Origin of the sequence: Natrarchaeobius chitinivorans (genome assembly GCF_003841505.1) — an archaeon.
Taxonomy (GTDB): Archaea; Halobacteriota; Halobacteria; order Halobacteriales; family Natrialbaceae; genus Natrarchaeobius; species Natrarchaeobius chitinivorans.
In genome coordinates this window covers 1-17,839 of record NZ_REGA01000024.1, presented here as the reverse complement: position 1 = coordinate 17,839, position 17,839 = coordinate 1, and the positions used below count along the sequence as shown (strand labels likewise).

Genomic DNA, 17,839 nt, shown 5'->3' with positions numbered 1-17,839 from the left:
GTCGTTCTATCTCCGCTGGTAGACGTACGCGCCGGCACCCAGTCCGAGACCGGTCAGGACGACCGTCCCGATCAGGAAGCCGGGTATTCCGCCCCCGCTTTCCACGACGTCGATCGCGACTCGAATCGTGTTCGACAGCTGACTGTTCCCTCGTTCGTCGTCGTATCGGAAGTCGAAGGAGACCGGATACGTCTTCGCGGCTGCCGACGAGTCGGCGCTCAGGTGGAACGTCATCGTCACCGACTCCCCGGGTTCGAGTTCCTCGACGAATCCTTCGTCGTCGTCGCTGTCGAGGGGATCGTCAGCGAACAGTCGCGCCTCGACGTCGGTCACTGTCTGATCGAGGTTGTTCGTTACCTCGACGGTGACGTGTTGCTCGTCGCCGGCGGCGATGTCCCGCTCGAGGACGTCGACCTCGAACTGATCGCGCTTCGGTTCGACGTCCGCGACGACCTCTATGTCCTCGTAGAAGCGCTTTTCGAAGTCCGCGTTCCGGTACTGGACGCCGAGATCGATCGTTCTGGACACCGGCTCCGCTTCGCCACTTATCTCGAGCGGGAGTCGGAACGAGGTCGATTCGCCGGCCTCGAGCGACCCGACACTGACGCCCTGTTCGATCGGGACCACGTTCGGCGACTCGTCGGCGAACTGGACGACGACGTTCTGTACGTCCGTGGGACCGTCGTTGGTGACGACGCCGTACAGATTGCCGTCCTCGCCGACGTAGAGGTCGGAGTCGACGTCGGTCACGGAGAACTGCTGTTCGGTGTGTGGAGTGACGCCGACAGATGGGCTCTCGTCGACGCGTTGCAAGCCGTCGCTGGTCTTGAACTGAACGGTGCCGTCGAGCGTGTACCCGCGGACGGGCGCGTTCGGTGCGACGCCGACGTCGTACTCGACGGTCGTCGACTCCCCGGGGGACAGTTCGTCGATCCACGCCGAATCCTGTGCGCTCTCGCCGAACGCGAAGCCGGCGCTCGAGGACTCGAGGATGACGTTGACGTCACGTGCGGTCTCGGAGCCGACGTTTTCGACGGTGACTTTCATCGTCCCGGAGTCGCCGACCTGTGCGTCAGTCTTCGCGTCGGTGATCGTAAACCGGGCTTCGTCGTCGACTTCGACGTCGATCGACGTCGACCAGGTTCGGGACCGATCGTCGGTGACGCCGTTTCCGGAGCGCTGGTAGGTGTGTGAGTAAGAGACGTCGATGTCGATCGTGTACGTCCCCGCGTCGACGTCGTCAGGGACGCTGATGGCGATCGGTGCCTCGTTGGGCTGGTTCTCGGTGACGCTTCCGACCGACAGTTCTCCGCTCTCGACGGTGAGCGGGGTTGCGCTCGCGTCGGCGTCGACGCGAACGTTCCGGGCGGTCGTCACGAGTTCGCGCTGATCTGACGGGCCGAGCCTGAGATTCCCGCTGTTCGATACCTGTAGCGGCACTTTGTTCGTCTGTCCCGACTGGACCTTCGGCTCCGGGGCGTGGACCTCGAGGTCGGGTTCTCCGCGAATGAGCGTTCGATCTGCGGGTGGTTGCTGCTGTTGTTGGAGTGCTGGTTCGGTCTCCGTTCGAACCGACTTCGTCACGGTTTCTCCGGATCCGCCGTTGTTCACGCCGTCGTCGACGACTGAATCGACCGCGCTGGTCTCGTCGATATCGGTGGGGGTCAATCCACCCACCAAAACCAGACCGATCGCGCCGGCGAGCACCGAGAGCGCGACCACGGCGACGAGTCCAACCGTTCGTCCGTTCATCCACCCACCCCCCACCGGCTGTACCGCCGATCGTCCGGGGGCATGCCAGCGTTCTCGCTGCACGAACGCTGTGGGTTGTGATCCCGTTCGATCCCTAACGTGTCCATACTGAACAGAGAAACACAAAAATAAAAAATGTTTTGATTCATGAGTTCCTATATTCTCGTATACTCATGCTCGTAACACACGACACCGGCCGCACAACGCCGAGTGAGCGGACACAGATCGCAGTTGAACCGAGAGACGCGTACAGACGAGTAACGCGATGAAGGGATTCAGCGACGAGGAACGCGACCTCATCAGGACGAACCTCCTCGAGGAAGGACGAGATCTGTTCGCACAGTTCGGCCTCGAGCGAACGCGGATCAAAGACGTCACGGAGGCAGTCGGAATCGGGACGAGTACGTTCTACCAGTTTTTCGATTCGAAAGAGAAGTTGTACGCCGAGGTATTGATGCGGGAGCGCGCCCGTCTCGATGCCGAAATTGCCGAGGCCGCTTCGAACGCCGAGACGCCACGCGAGGAGATTCGCGTCACCCTCGAGCGAACGTTCGACGCGATCGAATCGAACCCGCTGATCTTCCGCCTCATCGTCGAAGGGGAACTGCGCTCCCTACAGAATCACCTCTCGGAGGCCGAACGAAAGGCGCTCTCAGAGCAGGTCTGGACCACGAACATGAGCGCGATCGATCAGTGGGCAGACCGGTCGGCACTTCGGGAGCGAGATCCCCAGACGCTGAACGCCTTCCTCCTCACACTCGTGTTCGTGACGCGAAGCAAAGACGTCTTCTCGTCGAACGAGGTCGGGCCGGAGTACGACGAAATACGTGATCTCCTGATCGACGTCGTCGTCGACGGACTCTTTCAACACCATTGATACGGTTTCCTGTCCGTCATTGACGGCGCACCCGCCGCCCGGGTCGCGGGTGCGCCGGGACACAGGTATAGTTGGAGCACTATCGCGAGGGTGAAGCGTTCGGCGTGAAGTCCTCGACGAGGTGCTCGAGCGTTCGGTCCATCTCCTCGATTTGGTCGGTCTGGGACTCGACCTCGGAGGCGATGACCCCGGTATCGTCCGCGATACTCTCCGCGCTGGCGACCGTCTGGTCGACCATGCTCGCGACCTCCTCGGTGCTCGAGGCCTGCTCGTCGGTTGCGGCGGCGACTTCGTCGATCCCGTTCGAAACCTCTTCGACCGTCTCGTGAATTTCGTCGAACGTCCCGACCGCGCGGTCGATCGATTCGATACCTCGTTCGATGCGCTCGTTGTTCTCGTCGAGACTCTCGACGGCTCTCTCGGTACTCTGTTCGACGTCGCGAATCATCTCTTCGATCTCGCTGGCACGCGCCTGTGAGTCCTCCGCCAGCGATTTCACTTCCGAAGCGACGACGGCGAAGCCGTCACCCGCTTTGTCCGCGTGAGCGGCTTCGATCGACGCGTTGAGCGCCAGCAAGTTCGTCTGATCGGCGATATCGTTAATGACCTCGATGATCTCGTCGATCTCTTCGACGCTCCGTTGGATCGCGGTGACGTCTTCGGTGACGTCGTTCGCCGTCTGTTTGATCTCTTCCATCGCCTCGCCGATCTCCGAGGCCGACACCTGTCCGTCTTCGGCGAGTTCACGGGCCGACTCGCCGGCCGCTGCAACCTCCTCGGAGGACGACGCGATCTCCTCGACTGCGGCCGAGAGACTCGACATCTCGTCGGCGGCGACCATGACCGCCTCGTACTGTTCTGTGGCCTCGTGGTGGATCTCCTCGAGCCGGTCGCTGATCTCGCCGGTACTCTCTCCGAGGTCGGCGATCGAGGACTGCATCTCCGCGGCCCGCTCGTCGTCGTATCCGGCATCCGCCTCGAGGTCGTCGACTGCCGACGTATCGACGTCGGTGTCGCCGTCGTCGTCAATCTCCGATCGTTCGGCGAATCCGGACGAGTTATCGAACGACATCGCGTATCCACCCCCGACAGATACCGCTCGGTCTCACTGCCCTCCGCATCACGTCACAGACCGTAACTGTGTTGATGAACTGATGTTCCATCGATATAGGGGTCGTCCGATCGGTAATAATACTTGTTGCCCAATTCGTTTGGTCTCGGCCGAATAAACGCCGTAGTGCGTACAATTCGTTTTTCGGGAGCTGCGGATTAAACGGCGGGTACACAGTTTCGGCGACGCCGCTCGCGTTACTGCGCGTTCGCCGCGTCGACGACTCGACCGAGGAACAACACGGCGTCGGTCGACCGATCCCGAACGAAAAACAGGAACGGGCGGTCGGCGATCAGCGTCGGCGGACCGGACGCGAGCCCGCCCGAAAGCCCCGTCGCGGCGACCGCCTCGGTTCCGGCCTCGTCGACCGAGACGTACGCCTCGTGGTAGACGTCGAAGAGGTACAGCGCGTCGGAGCCGGCCTCGGCGGGTGCAACCCCCTCGAAGTTCGCGGCCTCCGGATCGAACGGAGCGGACATCCCGAGGTCGCCAAGCACTTCCGCGAGTTCGAACTCGAGGTCGAATTCGAACCGGGGTACGTGGATCGCTGCCTCGCGTTCCTCGAGGGCGTCGAAAATCTCTGCGATCCGGTCGGCGTCGAGGTCGGCCTCGAACGACTCGAACTCGCCTTCCGGCGGAACGACGATCACCATGCTCACCTCCTCGCCGACGTACGGGAGTTCGATCGCTCCGTACTCCGGCTCGCGTGCGTAGGGAAAGTCGCCCGTCTGGTTCATCATCGCGACCTCTTCGCTCGAGCCGGAAAGCGCCGTGAAGGTCCTGTCGCGAGTATCGTCGGGATCGAACGCCTCGGCCCAGTCCGCAAAGAGGGTAACGGCGTTGGTCACGACCAGACGCGTCGCGTCGGTCACCGATTCCGGGGGGAGGAATTCGTCGATTCGACCGTCGGTCGCGTCGTCGACCCAGTCGTTTACCGCCGCCCGAGCGCCGTCGGTGTCGTCGACGAAGTCGACCTCCCGAAGTCCGGTGCCGTAGTTGGCCTCGAGCGTCTCGAGAAACGGTTCTCGGTAAGGATAGCCGGTCTGGCCCCAGAGAGCGTTGGCGACGGTGAGGTCGAACTCGCGACCGCCCCGCAGTCGATCGACGATGCCGGGCGTCGCGGCGTCTGCGGCGCGCTCGTTCAGGTCGTACTGAAGCGCCCCGACGGCAGGGTGGAGGTCGTCTTCGGACGGAAACGCGAGCGTCTCGGTCATCTGCGTCGCGGTTTCCTCTCGAGCGCCCGCCCGGGCCATCGCGAGGGCGGTCGCGATACTCACCGGGGAGAACAGGTGGTTCGCGTTCGGCTCCTCGTCGGCGAACCGCCGGAGCATCGACGTCGCGAACGCGGTGTTCCCACGGATCAGGTCCTCGAGTTGCGCGTCGGTACCGGCCGGCCTCGTTTCCGGACCCAGATCGCCGTCCGGCCCCGACCGCGTGTGCCAGAGGTAGCCGCCGCCACCGACGCCGACGCCGAGGAGGGCAAGGGCGTGTCGGCGTGAAAGCGTCACGTCCCGTGACACGTCCGGCTCGAGAATAAGTCTTGTGAACCGACCGATACGAGAGAGACGATTGGCCGTGTCGCCCGGCGGCGAAGTTTTGCTCGAGTCGAACCCGCCACGCGCTGGGCTGGAAACCTTCAATGAGCTGGGCCGCTCACTGTCGACGTATGTCGATCTACACCGGCCGCGGCGACGACGGGCGCACCGATCTTCGGGACATGACTCGCGTCTCGAAGACCGATCCCCGGATCGAGGCCTACGGAACCGTCGACGAACTCAACGCGTTGCTCGGGACGATCCGACCGACCGGCCACGACGACGTCGACGATCGCCTCCGGACGGTGCAAAACCACCTCCACGTCGTGCAAGCGGAGTTCGCAAATCCCGACCCGGACGAGGACGACCCCGCGATCCGTGCCGAACACGTCGAGCAGATCGAAGAGTGGATCGACGACTACGACGAGGAACTCGAGCCACTGACCTCGTTCATCCTCCCGACGGGAAGCGACCACGGTGCACGACTCCATCACGCACGGACCGTCTGCCGGCGCGCCGAACGCCGGGCCGTCGACCTCGCCTCCGCCGAACGGATCGACGAAGACGCCGTCCAGTACCTGAACCGCCTCTCCGACGGCCTGTTCACGTTCGCTCGCGTGGTCAACGCTCGAGACGGCGAACGGGAGGAGGCACCCGAGTACTGAGAGGAGTACTGGGAGTCAGTACCGGGCCCACTGCGGCCGATCTTGGGATCACGCCGGGAAATCGTTACACCAACCGTCTGCGCCGCGGGCGGGCGAGTGTCGGTTGCATGGGTGGCTGCCCCTGCCGCTGGTCGTACATGGCCCGACGGACGGATACTGGGGGTGGCCTCGAGAGACGACCTGGACCGACGAAAGGAACGCTTAAGTCGCGCGGACGGATACGACAGCGTGCGGGTTGGTGATCTAGTCCGGTTATGATACCTCCTTCACACGGAGGAAGTCGGCAGTTCAAATCTGCCCCAACCCACTCGAAATAATCCGTTTTTGCAGGACCGGATCCGAGCGATTGAGGGGCTGAGCTTCACGTTTTCACTATCACTGGACTGGGGTGTTCGAATGCATTGATGCACCCTACGGGCGATCCTGTCGCGCGCCCCGCCACGGGTAGCGAATGTATTGAAGGACCGGTCACTTAGTGGCACCGGCTGAGTCGATCAGAGGCACTGACCCCACCCCGAGTTCCCTATCACACACTCTTAATCCGATGAGGAGCAAACGCACAACTATGGATGACGTTGACGCAGAGAAAATCAAAACCTACGAACAGTACAGCCGCGGCGAAATAACGGAGACAGAGGTACGAGCATTGCTGGGCAACGAAATCGTTGATTCGATGGAGGCAGACATGGAAGCCTTCGAAGCAGCCATGAAACGTGATACGAGCGTTTTCATTAGCAGCGACAGCACATGAGTAGGCGTCTGTACTGATCACTGGTCACCTTGATTTAGCTCTTAGTCTGAGCGCGGCGCGGCGTCTGAGCGCAGCCCTCTTCTATCACTCATTATTACAAATCCACTCTACTACCACCTACCACCACACCCATTTTGGGATAATAATCGGTTCAGAACCCCTGTGCGATACTCACGTTACGTGTTTAGATCTCCGCAGAAGTCTTTTGCGTGGTTTAGGTATGTGTGAAGAGGATCCGGTGTCATTCGCCGTATGAGTTGGTATACGGTACGCTCTCGAAACACCGGGAATTCAGGGACGGAAGTAGGTAACCGTGGAGATAAGTAGAGGAGTGTACACGGTTTGCGGTTGATTCAGCAGAACCGCGTGACGTGAACATATTGTCGCATAATTCCGCCCATGGGAAGAACCCTGCGCTTAAGACCTTACAGGACGTGGATATTACCACAATTCCCCCTAAGATCATCAATCGAACCGAAGACAACGCCCCGCCAGAAACACTCGTCTACGCCCACGGCCCCGAAAGTCAACTCAAATCAACACTCCAAGACTGCTTTCGATACCTCGTCGAACACGACATCCTAGTCATTGACTCCAGTATCACTGACGTAGTCGATTACCTTGCTGAGGAACACACAACCCACGTGGTGATCCTCCCCGGCCGAGTCGGAGTGTACATCGACCCCGCCAGTGACCGAGGATGCTTCGCCCGTCTACTTGACGACATGGCTGCCTTAGATACTGCAACTGAACTGGTCACTGCGCACCCATACTCTCTCTGGAGTGATCTTTCTGAGGCAGGCCGCACAATCGAAACCGCGCAGGACCACGGCTGGGACATCATCTTTGCAGGCTCAATCGAGGAGCGAGACGATTCCTCGATCTCGGGTGAGATCCACACTGGCCGTCCACCGCTCGGATTCCGAACGGATGACTCGGGGAAACTCGCGCGCGCAGACAACTATAATCAGGTGTGCTCAACACTCTCCTACGTTGCCAACGGGTCGAAGTCTAAACGGATTGCCGCGCGCGAACTTGATTGCTCCAGGAGAACGATCACCCGGGCAATCGAGGACCGCTCAGAACTGTACCGGCTTGAGTGACCATTCTTTTCCGATAACAGAGAACCGCCACACAATCCTGGGAGGTCAGTTAAGTAATCACCTTCAGATAACCTAGATATGAGCACCAACCCTATCACCACCTCCAACGGCGACGAGCCACCTGTCGTCAACATCGACCGTGTCGATGCAATCACCGCCCGCTACCGGAAAGCGCTCGACCTGGACGACGACTTGGTCGAACGAGCGCTCGACCTGTTCTATACCGCAGAGCGAGCCCGTCCCCCTGGTGGGCGGGGTTTCGAATACGCGGTTCCTGCCGCAATCAGACTCGCCTGCGAGGAGCGGAATACGCCGGGAACACCGGATGAAATCGCTGCTGTCGGTGGGATTGACGTGCACAAGCTCATCCAAGAGAAGCGTGAGATTGCGCGCGCTACCGGGACGCAAACACTTCCGATTCCTGCTGAGCAGTATCTTGAGCGGTATATTGAGGAGCTGGAATATGGGTGTGAAGCCGCAGCAGTTGCTCGCGGGTCTCTCGAATTAATCCAACGAGAGAAACCGAATGCTGCACCGTCGTCAATCGCTTCCGCTTCCCTGTGGGTCCCGATCAAGTCTAGTGACCGCGACGACATTACGCAGTCGGAAATCGCAGAGCACACGCACACGGACGGGCTTACAATCCGTGATCTTTCATCGGTAGTTCTCGACTAGCTCTCATCTATTTCTTAAATAACATACCTCGAAGAGGTTCTATGATGATTCTGGGGACTGGTAACTGAAAAGTACCTAAACTTATGATGGGGACGTGAGAAAGCGGCACTATTGATGAGTGATCTCACGGAATTTATCGCCTCCAAACTTCCCGACGATTTTGAAGAATTCCGAACCGCCTAAAAGGATATACGCCACAGATCAACAAAAGAAGCAGCAGGGCTCTAAACTTTAGAACCGATTGAATTTCGTCCTTGCTAGCAGTATTCCCTTCCGCAAGGTTGTCAATTGCATCAAGGACCTCTACCGGCACATGTGGGTCACCGTCCTCCTCCATCCGTCTTTAGCTACTTGACTTCGCACGTTAGATGAACATGCCGTCAATCTGGTCCATTAGCTCGTCGATGCTGCGGTCCGGACTGGTCAGTGCCCACGAGAGAAGATTCTGAACGCTTTCACGGAAGGATCGTTTGACGTCGTTTCGGAGTGAACTCGCGTGTCCGAGAATCGTTCCAAGGGCGCTGTGTGCAGCACCGAACTTGAGGAGACTGTAGGCCAGCATCAGCAGGTGCCAGTGCCGACTGGCACCTGCGGCGTGCCGTAACTCGCAGTCGCCAAAACCAAGGTCCTGCTTGGTGTCCCTGAAGAACGTCTCTATTCGCCATCTCATCGCGCATAACTCGATGAGATGGCTTGCCGGTGCGTCGATCTTGTTCGACACGATGTACTTCACGCTCGGTTCCTCGTCTTCGTCGCGTGATTCTTTCTTCGTGATCAGGAGTTTCACTTCTCCAAGACGACCGACATCATGTTTCTGCGTCCAGATGTGATAGATGTCGCCGTTAACGGTTCGTGGGACTGTGTCGATGCGCTGGCTGAGCGCATCGACACGAATTCGATCACCACCATAGCTGACACGTGTATCGCTCTTGACGGCTGAAACCCACTCCTTTCCGTACCCTTCGAGATGAGTGACGAACTTCTCGGTGCTGTAGAACATGTCGAAGAGATAGGTGTCCGCCGGGACACCTATCTCGATGAGGTCGTCAACGAGTTCGATAGCGAGTTCAACGCGGCGTTTGTCGTTTTTCTTGTAGAGGCGAAAGCCGAGTGGGTAGGTGGTTTTTTCGTCGGCGTAGAGTGCGTAGACGATGTTTTGTCCCCAGATGTAGCTGTGGATACCGTGGTCGTAGTATTTCCCTGCGTGAGGGATTTTCTTGCCCGTTTTGTGCGTGAAGGTGTCGTCGATGATGACGACACCTTCACTGCTCCATCTCGTGTCATCGGCTTGTTGGAACAGCGCCAGGCGTTCTCTGTTGATCTGATCTTCATCTCAGTCGTACTCGGTGAAAAACTTGTTCAAAGCACGTTCACTCTTGGCCGGGAGAACGATGTTCGAGATGCCTTGAGCGGTCTTGTTGCTGGCCGCAACAAGGCCTGTTACGTAGGTTTTGGCGTGGTGTTTCTGCCGCATCGAGAAACACTCGAACTGGTCGATTGGTTCAGTACACGACAGGAACGACGTTATCGGCAGCATCCACGTTTCACACACTCTATACGGGCTCTAACGAGATAACGTGCGAAGTCAAGTAGCTAAAGACGAATGCTGATCGGGATAAACGCAGACGACCTGAGGGCCAGAGCCGATGGCATTGAGGCAACCGAGTGGGCGTCCGACGCCGACGCCGAGCTCGTGCGGCGACTCGCGGAGAACGTCGAGGAAATCGAGGAACTGTATGAAGAGGCGGCTGCTGAGGTGGTCCGGACGGAAATGGACTGGCGGCGGGAAACGAAAAACTTGGCCCCTTCGGATCTCTCAGGGAAGACAGTGAATTTGTGGGGTGATATAGGGGCTGGAGTCGCGGGGATCGTCCGTGACTGCGCGTCGGTGCCCGATGACGCTCAGACTGGCGAGGTAATTCAGGTGCTGAGAGGTAACGAGTTACCGGAGCGACCGGGAATCAGTATCGAGTAACCCGGGTTAGACGCCGTACTCTTCTAGTTTCTGTTCGTATCACTCGATCCACCGGTCGTGGATGCGTGAGACGGATCCGGGGGAGACATCGTGATCTTCTGCGATACTGGAGAGCGTCTCACCCTGTTCTCGGCGCTCGATGATGCCTTTGACGGCGTCCACTCGTCAGAATCTCGTTCTAAATGTATACCGTTGTCAGCGAATTGCAGGCCGTACGGCGGCGTTCCTTGATGGTAACCGTTGACGGTTCTATCCTGGATTACAGAGCGTGAGCGTTCGATATCAGCCTGGTTCTTGAGGTGGTCGATCATCCCGTGGATCGCTTCCATGGCTGCGGTCTGAATGTCGTCTAGTTCGACTCTGCCGCCGTCCTCGACGAAGTACAATATTTGTCTGCCGGAACAGTAGGAGAAGCCGCAGACGCTCGTCGAAATCCCGGGAGAGGCGGATGCAATCGCTGACGATCACTGCGTCGAGCGCCTCGTCCTCGATTCACCGAGGTTGCGTTTGAGCAGCTGGTACTCGTCGCGGTCGCTGTCAAATCCGCTCGTTCGATCGTCGGATTGAGATTCTACATCGGACACTACTCCATAATACCCGAAACGATCTCAACCTCGTTCTTGGGACTCTCGATACGCTTCGCAGCCACCCGGACGTGACTGATGAAACGGTCGATGCCATCCAAGAACCTGCGGAGAACCGTGTTAAAGTCGAGTGAGAAGGTGCGCAAGATCGAATCGTGGTTAAATAACATTTCGTTCCGTCCCGAGAAATCAAACATCGAACGCGTGCTCAATACGGCGCTCAACCATGGCAAAGCCATTGATAAAGATGTCGAGGCGCAGATGACTGTCGAATCGGAATGCGAGGTGCTCGCCTCGGAGTCGATCGTGATCGCATTTGGAGAGCTCGTGTGATGGATGAAGTGGATGAGCAGGATTGGCATAAGAAGTCCACTCCACACTACTATAGGACGATCTTCACCAGCTTGATGCGGAACAACGGGATGCTGGATCATTACATTCGTTACCTGCGTGGAGACGGGATCAGGAGGTTATGGACTTGTATACGAAGTTTCCGCGTGATGAAGTGCGGGATGAGTACTTGGAGATTATCAAACCCTTGAATTTGTACACAGCTACAGATGGTGGAGGTGACAAATCTGTATCGGAGAGTACAACATCGAACCAGTCTACGATAAGGCAGGAAACCTTGTAGGAGCACCTATATTTCTTTCCACAGAAGAGGTAGAGAAGGTCTTGAGAAAGAAGAACTGACTGTTACAGCTAGTAACCAAAACCAGTAACACAAACCCCACGTCAACAGCCACCAAAGTTAATATATTAGGATTTAATGCTTCAGATATGTTTCGGGATGAGGACTTCGACGACCTTACGGAATTTGCTCTGTCCGCTCAAACCGAGCCAATACAAGTTCTTCTCGTGGATGACGACCAGCAACTTCTGAACCTAACAGAGACTTTTCTCGAACGGATAAGCAATCAGATCCAGGTAATCAAGGAGACAGACGTTAATAGCGGTGTTGAAGCAGTTGAAAACCGGGAATTGGACTGTGTTGTTAGCGACTACGACATGCCGAAAAGCAATGGGCTGGACTTTCTGAAGCAGATACGTGAAGACTACTCTGACCTACCCTTCATCTTGTTTACGGGTAAAGGTAGTGAAGAGATAGCAAGCGATGCGATCAGCGCAGGAGTAACTGACTACCTGCAAAAAGGAGGTGGGAAAGACAAATACACTGTATTAGCTAACCAGATTGAAAATCTAGTTGGAAAGTACCGGGCAGAGCAAGAGGTCTATCGTGGTTTCAAGGCGATGAACTCTGCGCAAGAGGGTATCGGGATTTTGAATGATAGCGGGGAGTACGTATACCTAAATCAGTCGTACGCTGAAATCTACAATACTAAACCAGAACAATTGCTTGGGGAGCATTGGGAACAGTTATATCCTGAAGAAGAGGCTGAGAAATTCCGGAACGACATTCTTCCAATACTTAAGAAGACTGGCGTGTGGAAAGGCGAAGCTGTGGGGTTATCCAAGGATGGTGAAAGGGTACCGGAAGAAGTAGCGATGACTCAATTGGAGAACGGAGGTCATGTCTGTGTAATCCGTGATCTTACTGAGGAGAAGAAACGAGAGAAGGAACTCCGCCATGAGAAACAGTTTCTTGATGCAGCGTTGAATTCGCTGGATCACCTGTTTTACGTGTTTGATTCAGATCTGAACTATGTGCGTTGGAATGACCGACTGATAGAGGTCACAGGATATTCAGAGGAAGAGATGAAGGATATCTCGCCTCTGGACTTGTTCGAAGGTGAAACCGAAGAAAAGATCGAGGAACTAATCTACAAGATTATAGAGGACGAAGAAGTGGTGAACGTGGAAGCTGAATTAGTGACCAAACAGGATGAGAAAATTTTGTACGATTTCACTGGCTCTCCTATCAAGTCTGACGGAGAGGTTATTGGCGTGTGTGGGCTTGGACGGCGATCTTCACAGGATTCATAAACGGTACCGGGGCTGCTAAGATACCTTTGTCTCGGGCTTACTGCGGTTGATCCGATGTTCTTCAGGTATCCTGATTTCAAATCGTGCGCCCTCATCTTTTGCTTCTGAGACAGAGATCTCCCAGTTATGACCTTCAATTACTTCTTGTACAATAGCAAGTCCAAGCCCTGTTCCTGAATCTGAGCTTGTGTACCCGTAGTCGAAAATACTGTCTTGCTTCTCTTCGGGAATCCCTGAGCCATTATCTTCGATAGCGATACCGTTACTCGTAGGTTCCACACGTATTGTATCAGCGTTTTCAGCGTGTTCGACCGCATTCCGGAACAGGTTTTCAAATAGTTGCTGTAACCGGGATTCATCAGCTTCAACCATTCCCAACTCAGAGCCAAGTTCCAGTTCTAAACCTTCTAAGTCCACGTTGTTTCCAGCGTTCTCCGCCACCGACCGCAAGCCTACAGGGCTTCTGTTCTGGATTGATTCTCCACTCCGAGCTAACGCCAACAAGTCATCAACAAGATCTTCCATCCGATCCACAGCAGTTCTGATCTCATCAAAATCTTCCTCAGCATGTGTTTCCCGTGCCAGACTCAGGTACCCGTCAATCACGTTAATCGGGTTACGCAAGTCATGAGATACCACACTTGCAAACTGCTCTAACCGTTCGTTCTGCTTTTGCAACTCTTGTTCACGGGTTTCTAAACTCTCTGCTCTCTCAATCCGGTCAAGAACCAGTTCCGTATGCACAGCCATTAATCGGGACAGCTCCAGCTGCATTGATGAGAACTCTCCTCGTGAGAGAGAGCCGTTGATCATCACCCCGTGCTCACCCACAGGTACAATATACTCAGATTTTACAGCTGTATCCGGATTATGTACGTCTTCTTCGATGCTCAAATCTTCAAACAGCTTTGGCTCTTGTTTCTCATACACTTCCCATGCCAAACTACCCTCACCTTTCTCAAAATCCGGATGCTCCTCGATAACCTGCTCCGCAGTTTCCGACATAGCTACCAGCTCCAAGTTATCTCCTTTCCTTAACCAAAACCCTGTCAGTGGAAGCTGGATAACCGACTGCGCAGCATCAGCAGTTATTTGACCTGCTTTTTCCTTTGATTCTGCTTCCAGAAGATTTTGTGTTGCATCGTGTAACCCTCGAAGCGCGTCATCCCGGTGCTTACTCCGTACATCATACAACCCAACAATCAAACCTATTCCAGCACCAGCCGTAGCACTGTTCAAGATTAGGTATACCGGCATATCCAAGAACTGGATACCCGACTGCTGAGTAAGAGTCATAAAAAAACCGATAAGTGCTAAGGTGTTTAAACCTGCAAGAAACCAACCGAGAATACGAAGCTGATACTGGAAAGCTAACTTCTGCTTATACAATAAAAAGACACCCACTAACACCGCTAAACCTGCAAAAAACGGGCCAATATCTCGAAAGACGAACGTAGTAGTAGACGGCATATCAATAAACAACAACCGATAAACATGGGTGACAGAAAGAGCAAATGATAACCCACCGATCAGATAGATGGGCCAACTATCACCAAATCTTAGAAGACCAGACATCTTTACCAAACCATCTGTCATTGATGTTGAAAAGCTAATCTGTTCATCCCAAAGACTGGTATTAGCTAAGCACCGGACAGTCTTATCTGTACTTAATGCTAACTGATTAAGACTATATACCTTGTGGCACAACGCTCGAAAAACAATGAGTCAGAAACCTCACGTGTTAGTTGTCGATGACCAAGAGCCGTTAACAGACCTGTACGCACGATGGCTGGAATCTGATTACCAGGTGTCCAAAGCATACGATGGAGAGGAAGCAGTTCAAAAACTGGGGTCGGATGTAGACGTGGTACTACTTGACAGACGGATGCCTGAAATCTCTGGAGATGATGTACTGCAAACTATACGAGAAAACGATCTGGACTGCCGCATAGCAATGGTTACAGCAGTCTCACCTGACTTCGATATTTTTGATCTTGGATTCGACGATTATCTGGAGAAGCCTGTGTCAGAGCATGAAGTGAAGTCTTCAGTGGAGAAATTGCTTAGACGATCTGAGTACAGTTCGCAACTCCAGAAATATTTCACTTTAGTTGCTCAGAAGTCGGCTATTAAAGCTGAAAAAAGCCAGAACGAGCGTGAGAACAATGAAACGTATCAAGAATTGTCTGAAAAGGTAGATACTCTTCAATCCGAAGTAGAAAGATCACGGGATCAACTTGATGAAGAAGACCTGAACGCTATTATACACGATATCCCCTGAGGTGTTTCCCAAAGGCTAATATGTTAAGATTATAAACACGGTGTTAGCAGAACCATTAGACCGGATACACGTACAGAGGGAGGAGAATTTTGGAATTCAACATCGAAAACCAAGGCCTAAACATCTCAAATTTTAACCAGAAACGTCTACAATCCCGTCTTCAGAAAACAGCAGATGCAAACCATTTAGCACTGCTTTTTGACACCGTTGAGGAGCAGTTGAACGCTACAATCCCGTTCCTCAAATCAGGTTTGGAAAATAATGAGAGCTGTCTGTACCTGGCAGACGAGAGCACCGAGAAAGAGATCTGGTCTGCGTTGGAAGGTGTCGGTGTTGACAGAGATGCTGTTGACACAGGTCAGCTGGTCGTTGAGAAAGTGGGTGATACGTATCTGGACGGACCGGGTTTTGATGTAGATTCGATGTTGGATTTTCTTATGGGTACGGTAGATGATCAGTTAGAAAGCGGGTTTGACGGTTTACGGGTTACTGGAGAGATGACTTGGACCATCAACCAGGATATTCCTTTTAAGGATATTGTGGAGTATGAGTCACGGTTTGATCAATTAGCTGCTGATCTTCCTTGTGTTGCTCTCTGCCAGTATGATTTGGACCGGTTCGCACCAGAAAAGCTGATAGACGTGATTCACACCCATCCGCATATTGTCTACAAAGGAAAGATCTGTTCTAACACGTACTATACACCACCGGATGAGTTCTTAGGAGCGGAGAAACCGGAATTAGAGGTTGATCGGATGTTGGATACTACTTTTGATCTGGCTTCAGCACAAGATGAAATTTTGAGGAGGGAACAACGGTTACAAGTAGTGAACCGTGTACTCCGTCACAACATCCGTAACGATCTGAACGTGATTCTTGGTCATAGCGACATATTATCTGAGGAACTGGATTCAGAGGAGTTGCAAAGTAGCGCTGAACAAATTCATACCACAGCTCAAGAATTATTCGCTATCGCTAAGGAGGCTAAACGGATTGAAGACTCTCTTGATGAAAAGCCACCAGTACAAGTACCGCTTCCTCTTTCACAGATTGTTGGTCGTATTATTGAGGATGTGATGCGGGAGAACCCAGGTAAACAGATAAGATCCTCTCTGGAAGATGAGATCTGGGTTGAGGGAAGTGAAGATCTGGAGTTTGCTGTACAGATGCTATTGGAAACATTGATCGAGCACACGGATACTGTGAATATCTCAGCGGAAATAGAGGGGAAGGGGTCCTATGCTACATTTGATCTCGTGATAGAGGTGGAGGAACAAACTTTGCCTGATTCTGAGATTGAGTCTCTTATGAAAGGACAGGAAACCCCATTACGCCATAGTAGCGGGATCGGATTGTGGATTGTGAACTGGATTGTTGAAAGCTCTGACGGCGAGTTATCGTTTGAAACCGATAACGAATATACAAGAATCATAGTTTCGCTAACTGCTTTAGAAGAAAACGGTGTCGAGGAGCACTAAGGATAGGATTGAAGGTGATTGGTTTTGGTAACCCGGAGTAATAGGATATCGTTGTTCTTATTACTGTGGTTGATGACCCTTGTTAGCACAGTGAGATCGGGGGTGATGAATTTTTGAATAGTCAGACATCGGGTAGTCCGACCCTTGCCGTGGTAGAACAGCTTGCTGAGAAAGAAGGTGTGGACGCTTTGGAGCTTCGACCACCATTGTACGACGTAGTGGATACTGAGGCTTTAGACCAACTCGTGGAGTCCATGGACGAGGATGGACTTGTTGAGTTCGAATACCAAGATTACCAGGTAACCGTTTCCAGTTCAGGCGAAATCAGTGTGACAGAGAAAGCGGAGATCTGAAAGAAGTTAGCCCTGATTGTAGTCAATCGCCTTCGTCGCACAGTTGATCCGCAGAGTCAGCTTCTGCTACCTGTGACAGGAAAGGTTCTAATTGATTGAGTGTTTCTGTCGGCTTCACGATCTCCCGGTCTTCATCGTATTCGATAAGCTGTGTTTCAGCGAGTCTGGGAACGTGATTGTGGTAGAGGGAAAGATGGAACTTGTTCACATCATCCGATGGAACCTCAGTTATCGGTGTCTCGTGGTTTCGGGCAGCGATTTCCTTAGTCAGATCGTTCAACGTCAGTTTCCGCCCGTTTTCGATAAGAACACCGAGTACAGCCCTTCTGTGTTGGTGGCTTAAAATCTGGAATAGCGTATCGAGCGAAACTGATTCGGTGACCTGACTGGTGACTTGATCGCTTTCCTGTTCGGTCATCTCCTTGTGAAACGGCTTTTATGGGGAAACACCATCCGTTCTAGTTTAACAGATCGGGGTATCCAGAGACGCCAAGCTAGAATCGTCAGTAACTAGGAATGTGAGAATCCGGTGGGAAGTGTGTACAAACCACCGGACTCAGTAGTTGTGAACCGAATTCAAAGAGCGTTTCCATCTGATGAGTTGCGCGAGCGTGCTCGCGCAACGAATCTCATCCAGCGAGAGCGGAAACTCGACGTCGTCGCGTTGTTTTACACGCTTTCACTCGGCTTCGCTGCCGGATCTGATCGATCCATTCAGGCGTTTCTCGAACGCTACGTCGAGACGGCTGACTGTG

At 54.2% G+C, this 17,839-nt stretch carries 17 protein-coding genes, 1 tRNA gene and 2 pseudogenes; 13 read left to right on the top strand and 7 right to left on the bottom strand.

Translation table 11 applies throughout. The features are described 5' to 3' along the window. Positions 1-6: 6 nt before the first annotated feature. Positions 7-1,752, bottom strand: a complete 1,746-nt coding sequence (locus tag EA473_RS19780; protein WP_207890222.1) for a COG1361 S-layer family protein — start codon at positions 1,750-1,752, stop codon at positions 7-9. Positions 1,753-2,017: 265 nt separating this feature from the next. Between EA473_RS19780 and EA473_RS19775 the strand changes: the two genes are divergently transcribed. Next, positions 2,018-2,629 carry a TetR/AcrR family transcriptional regulator gene (locus tag EA473_RS19775; protein WP_124197352.1) on the top strand — a complete coding sequence of 204 codons (612 nt, stop codon included), beginning with the start codon at positions 2,018-2,020 and terminating at the stop codon, positions 2,627-2,629. A 79-nt stretch (positions 2,630-2,708) separates the two neighbouring features. Here the strand turns inward: EA473_RS19775 and EA473_RS19770 are convergent, their stop codons facing one another. Both EA473_RS19770 and EA473_RS19765 read right to left on the bottom strand, forming a co-directional pair. Continuing rightward, positions 2,709-3,701, bottom strand: a complete 993-nt coding sequence (locus EA473_RS19770) for a methyl-accepting chemotaxis protein (RefSeq protein WP_124197351.1) — start codon at positions 3,699-3,701, stop codon at positions 2,709-2,711. Positions 3,702-3,937: 236 nt separating this feature from the next. Then, the gene (locus EA473_RS19765) at positions 3,938-5,248 is read right to left on the bottom strand and encodes a serpin family protein (protein ID WP_124197350.1); all 1,311 of its coding nucleotides are present in this window, start codon (positions 5,246-5,248) and stop codon (positions 3,938-3,940) included. 158 nt (positions 5,249-5,406) lie between these two features. On the opposite strand from EA473_RS19765, the gene EA473_RS19760 reads away from it, so the two are divergent. The 5 genes from EA473_RS19760 to EA473_RS19740 all read left to right on the top strand — a co-directional run bounded on the left by EA473_RS19760 (position 5,407) and on the right by EA473_RS19740 (position 8,469). Beyond that, positions 5,407-5,940, top strand: a complete 534-nt coding sequence (locus tag EA473_RS19760; protein ID WP_124197349.1) for a cob(I)yrinic acid a,c-diamide adenosyltransferase — start codon at positions 5,407-5,409, stop codon at positions 5,938-5,940. 232 nt (positions 5,941-6,172) lie between these two features. Beyond that, a tRNA-Val gene (locus EA473_RS19755) sits at positions 6,173-6,247 on the top strand. 258 nt (positions 6,248-6,505) lie between these two features. After that, on the top strand, positions 6,506-6,691 hold the full coding sequence (locus EA473_RS19750) for a hypothetical protein (RefSeq protein ID WP_124197348.1): 186 nt from the start codon (positions 6,506-6,508) through the stop codon (positions 6,689-6,691). Between the two features lie 434 nt (positions 6,692-7,125). Further along, on the top strand, positions 7,126-7,794 hold the full coding sequence (locus EA473_RS19745) for a hypothetical protein (RefSeq protein ID WP_124197347.1): 669 nt from the start codon (positions 7,126-7,128) through the stop codon (positions 7,792-7,794). A gap of 78 nt (positions 7,795-7,872) precedes the next feature. Continuing rightward, positions 7,873-8,469, top strand: coding sequence for a hypothetical protein (locus EA473_RS19740; protein ID WP_124197346.1), 597 nt, complete (start codon positions 7,873-7,875; stop codon positions 8,467-8,469). A gap of 364 nt (positions 8,470-8,833) precedes the next feature. Here EA473_RS19740 and EA473_RS19735 read toward each other — a convergent pair. Continuing rightward, positions 8,834-10,006 (bottom strand): annotated as a pseudogene (locus EA473_RS19735) (IS701 family transposase). Between the two features lie 66 nt (positions 10,007-10,072). Between EA473_RS19735 and EA473_RS19730 the strand changes: the two are divergent. Further along, positions 10,073-10,444, top strand: a complete 372-nt coding sequence (locus EA473_RS19730) for a hypothetical protein (RefSeq protein ID WP_124197345.1) — start codon at positions 10,073-10,075, stop codon at positions 10,442-10,444. 39 nt (positions 10,445-10,483) lie between these two features. Here the strand turns inward: EA473_RS19730 and EA473_RS19725 are convergent, their stop codons facing one another. Further along, on the bottom strand, positions 10,484-10,606 hold the full coding sequence (locus tag EA473_RS19725; protein ID WP_124197344.1) for a helix-turn-helix domain-containing protein: 123 nt from the start codon (positions 10,604-10,606) through the stop codon (positions 10,484-10,486). Between the two features lie 500 nt (positions 10,607-11,106). Between EA473_RS19725 and EA473_RS19720 the strand changes: the two genes are divergently transcribed. Together EA473_RS19720 and EA473_RS19710 are read left to right on the top strand one after the other, a co-directional pair. Continuing rightward, positions 11,107-11,361: a hypothetical protein gene (locus tag EA473_RS19720; protein ID WP_124197343.1), complete on the top strand. Its 255-nt coding sequence runs from the start codon at positions 11,107-11,109 to the stop codon at positions 11,359-11,361. A gap of 447 nt (positions 11,362-11,808) precedes the next feature. Next, positions 11,809-12,972 (top strand): PAS domain-containing response regulator, encoded by a 1,164-nt coding sequence (locus tag EA473_RS19710; protein WP_124197342.1) that lies wholly within the window; start codon positions 11,809-11,811, stop codon positions 12,970-12,972. Between the two features lie 15 nt (positions 12,973-12,987). Here the strand turns inward: EA473_RS19710 and EA473_RS19705 are convergent, their stop codons facing one another. After that, positions 12,988-14,547 carry a sensor histidine kinase gene (locus tag EA473_RS19705; protein ID WP_165875343.1) on the bottom strand — a complete coding sequence of 520 codons (1,560 nt, stop codon included), beginning with the start codon at positions 14,545-14,547 and terminating at the stop codon, positions 12,988-12,990. Between the two features lie 145 nt (positions 14,548-14,692). On the opposite strand from EA473_RS19705, the gene EA473_RS19700 reads away from it, so the two are divergent. The 3 genes from EA473_RS19700 (at position 14,693) to EA473_RS19690 (ending at position 17,084) form a co-directional block, all read left to right on the top strand. Further along, complete coding sequence (locus tag EA473_RS19700) at positions 14,693-15,253, top strand: response regulator (protein ID WP_124197340.1); 561 nt, start codon at positions 14,693-14,695, stop codon at positions 15,251-15,253. An 89-nt stretch (positions 15,254-15,342) separates the two neighbouring features. Next, the gene (locus tag EA473_RS19695) at positions 15,343-16,731 is read left to right on the top strand and encodes an MEDS domain-containing protein (RefSeq protein WP_165875342.1); all 1,389 of its coding nucleotides are present in this window, start codon (positions 15,343-15,345) and stop codon (positions 16,729-16,731) included. 113 nt (positions 16,732-16,844) lie between these two features. Beyond that, on the top strand, positions 16,845-17,084 hold the full coding sequence (locus EA473_RS19690) for a HalOD1 output domain-containing protein (protein ID WP_279387679.1): 240 nt from the start codon (positions 16,845-16,847) through the stop codon (positions 17,082-17,084). Positions 17,085-17,106: 22 nt separating this feature from the next. On the opposite strand, the gene EA473_RS19685 is transcribed toward EA473_RS19690, so the two are convergent. Further along, positions 17,107-17,502, bottom strand: coding sequence for a DUF7344 domain-containing protein (locus tag EA473_RS19685; RefSeq protein ID WP_207890221.1), 396 nt, complete (start codon positions 17,500-17,502; stop codon positions 17,107-17,109). Between the two features lie 111 nt (positions 17,503-17,613). On the opposite strand from EA473_RS19685, the pseudogene EA473_RS19680 reads away from it, so the two are divergent. Beyond that, positions 17,614-17,839, top strand: a pseudogene (locus EA473_RS19680) (IS4 family transposase); the annotation flags it as partial.

Bases quoted from the DNA above. Each gene is read 5' to 3' on its own strand.
- EA473_RS19780 (WP_207890222.1), bottom strand. From the start codon at position 1,752: ATGAACGGACGAACGGTTGGACTCGTCGCCGTGGTCGCGCTCTCGGTG.
- EA473_RS19775 (WP_124197352.1), top strand. From the start codon at position 2,018: ATGAAGGGATTCAGCGACGAGGAACGCGACCTCATCAGGACGAACCTC.
- EA473_RS19770 (WP_124197351.1), bottom strand. From the start codon at position 3,701: ATGTCGTTCGATAACTCGTCCGGATTCGCCGAACGATCGGAGATTGAC.
- EA473_RS19760 (WP_124197349.1), top strand. From the start codon at position 5,407: ATGTCGATCTACACCGGCCGCGGCGACGACGGGCGCACCGATCTTCGG.
- EA473_RS19750 (WP_124197348.1), top strand. From the start codon at position 6,506: ATGGATGACGTTGACGCAGAGAAAATCAAAACCTACGAACAGTACAGC.
- EA473_RS19740 (WP_124197346.1), top strand. From the start codon at position 7,873: ATGAGCACCAACCCTATCACCACCTCCAACGGCGACGAGCCACCTGTC.
- EA473_RS19730 (WP_124197345.1), top strand. From the start codon at position 10,073: ATGCTGATCGGGATAAACGCAGACGACCTGAGGGCCAGAGCCGATGGC.
- EA473_RS19720 (WP_124197343.1), top strand. From the start codon at position 11,107: ATGAAACGGTCGATGCCATCCAAGAACCTGCGGAGAACCGTGTTAAAG.
- EA473_RS19710 (WP_124197342.1), top strand. From the start codon at position 11,809: ATGTTTCGGGATGAGGACTTCGACGACCTTACGGAATTTGCTCTGTCC.
- EA473_RS19705 (WP_165875343.1), bottom strand. From the start codon at position 14,547: ATGTCTGGTCTTCTAAGATTTGGTGATAGTTGGCCCATCTATCTGATC.
- EA473_RS19700 (WP_124197340.1), top strand. From the start codon at position 14,693: ATGAGTCAGAAACCTCACGTGTTAGTTGTCGATGACCAAGAGCCGTTA.
- EA473_RS19685 (WP_207890221.1), bottom strand. From the start codon at position 17,502: ATGACCGAACAGGAAAGCGATCAAGTCACCAGTCAGGTCACCGAATCA.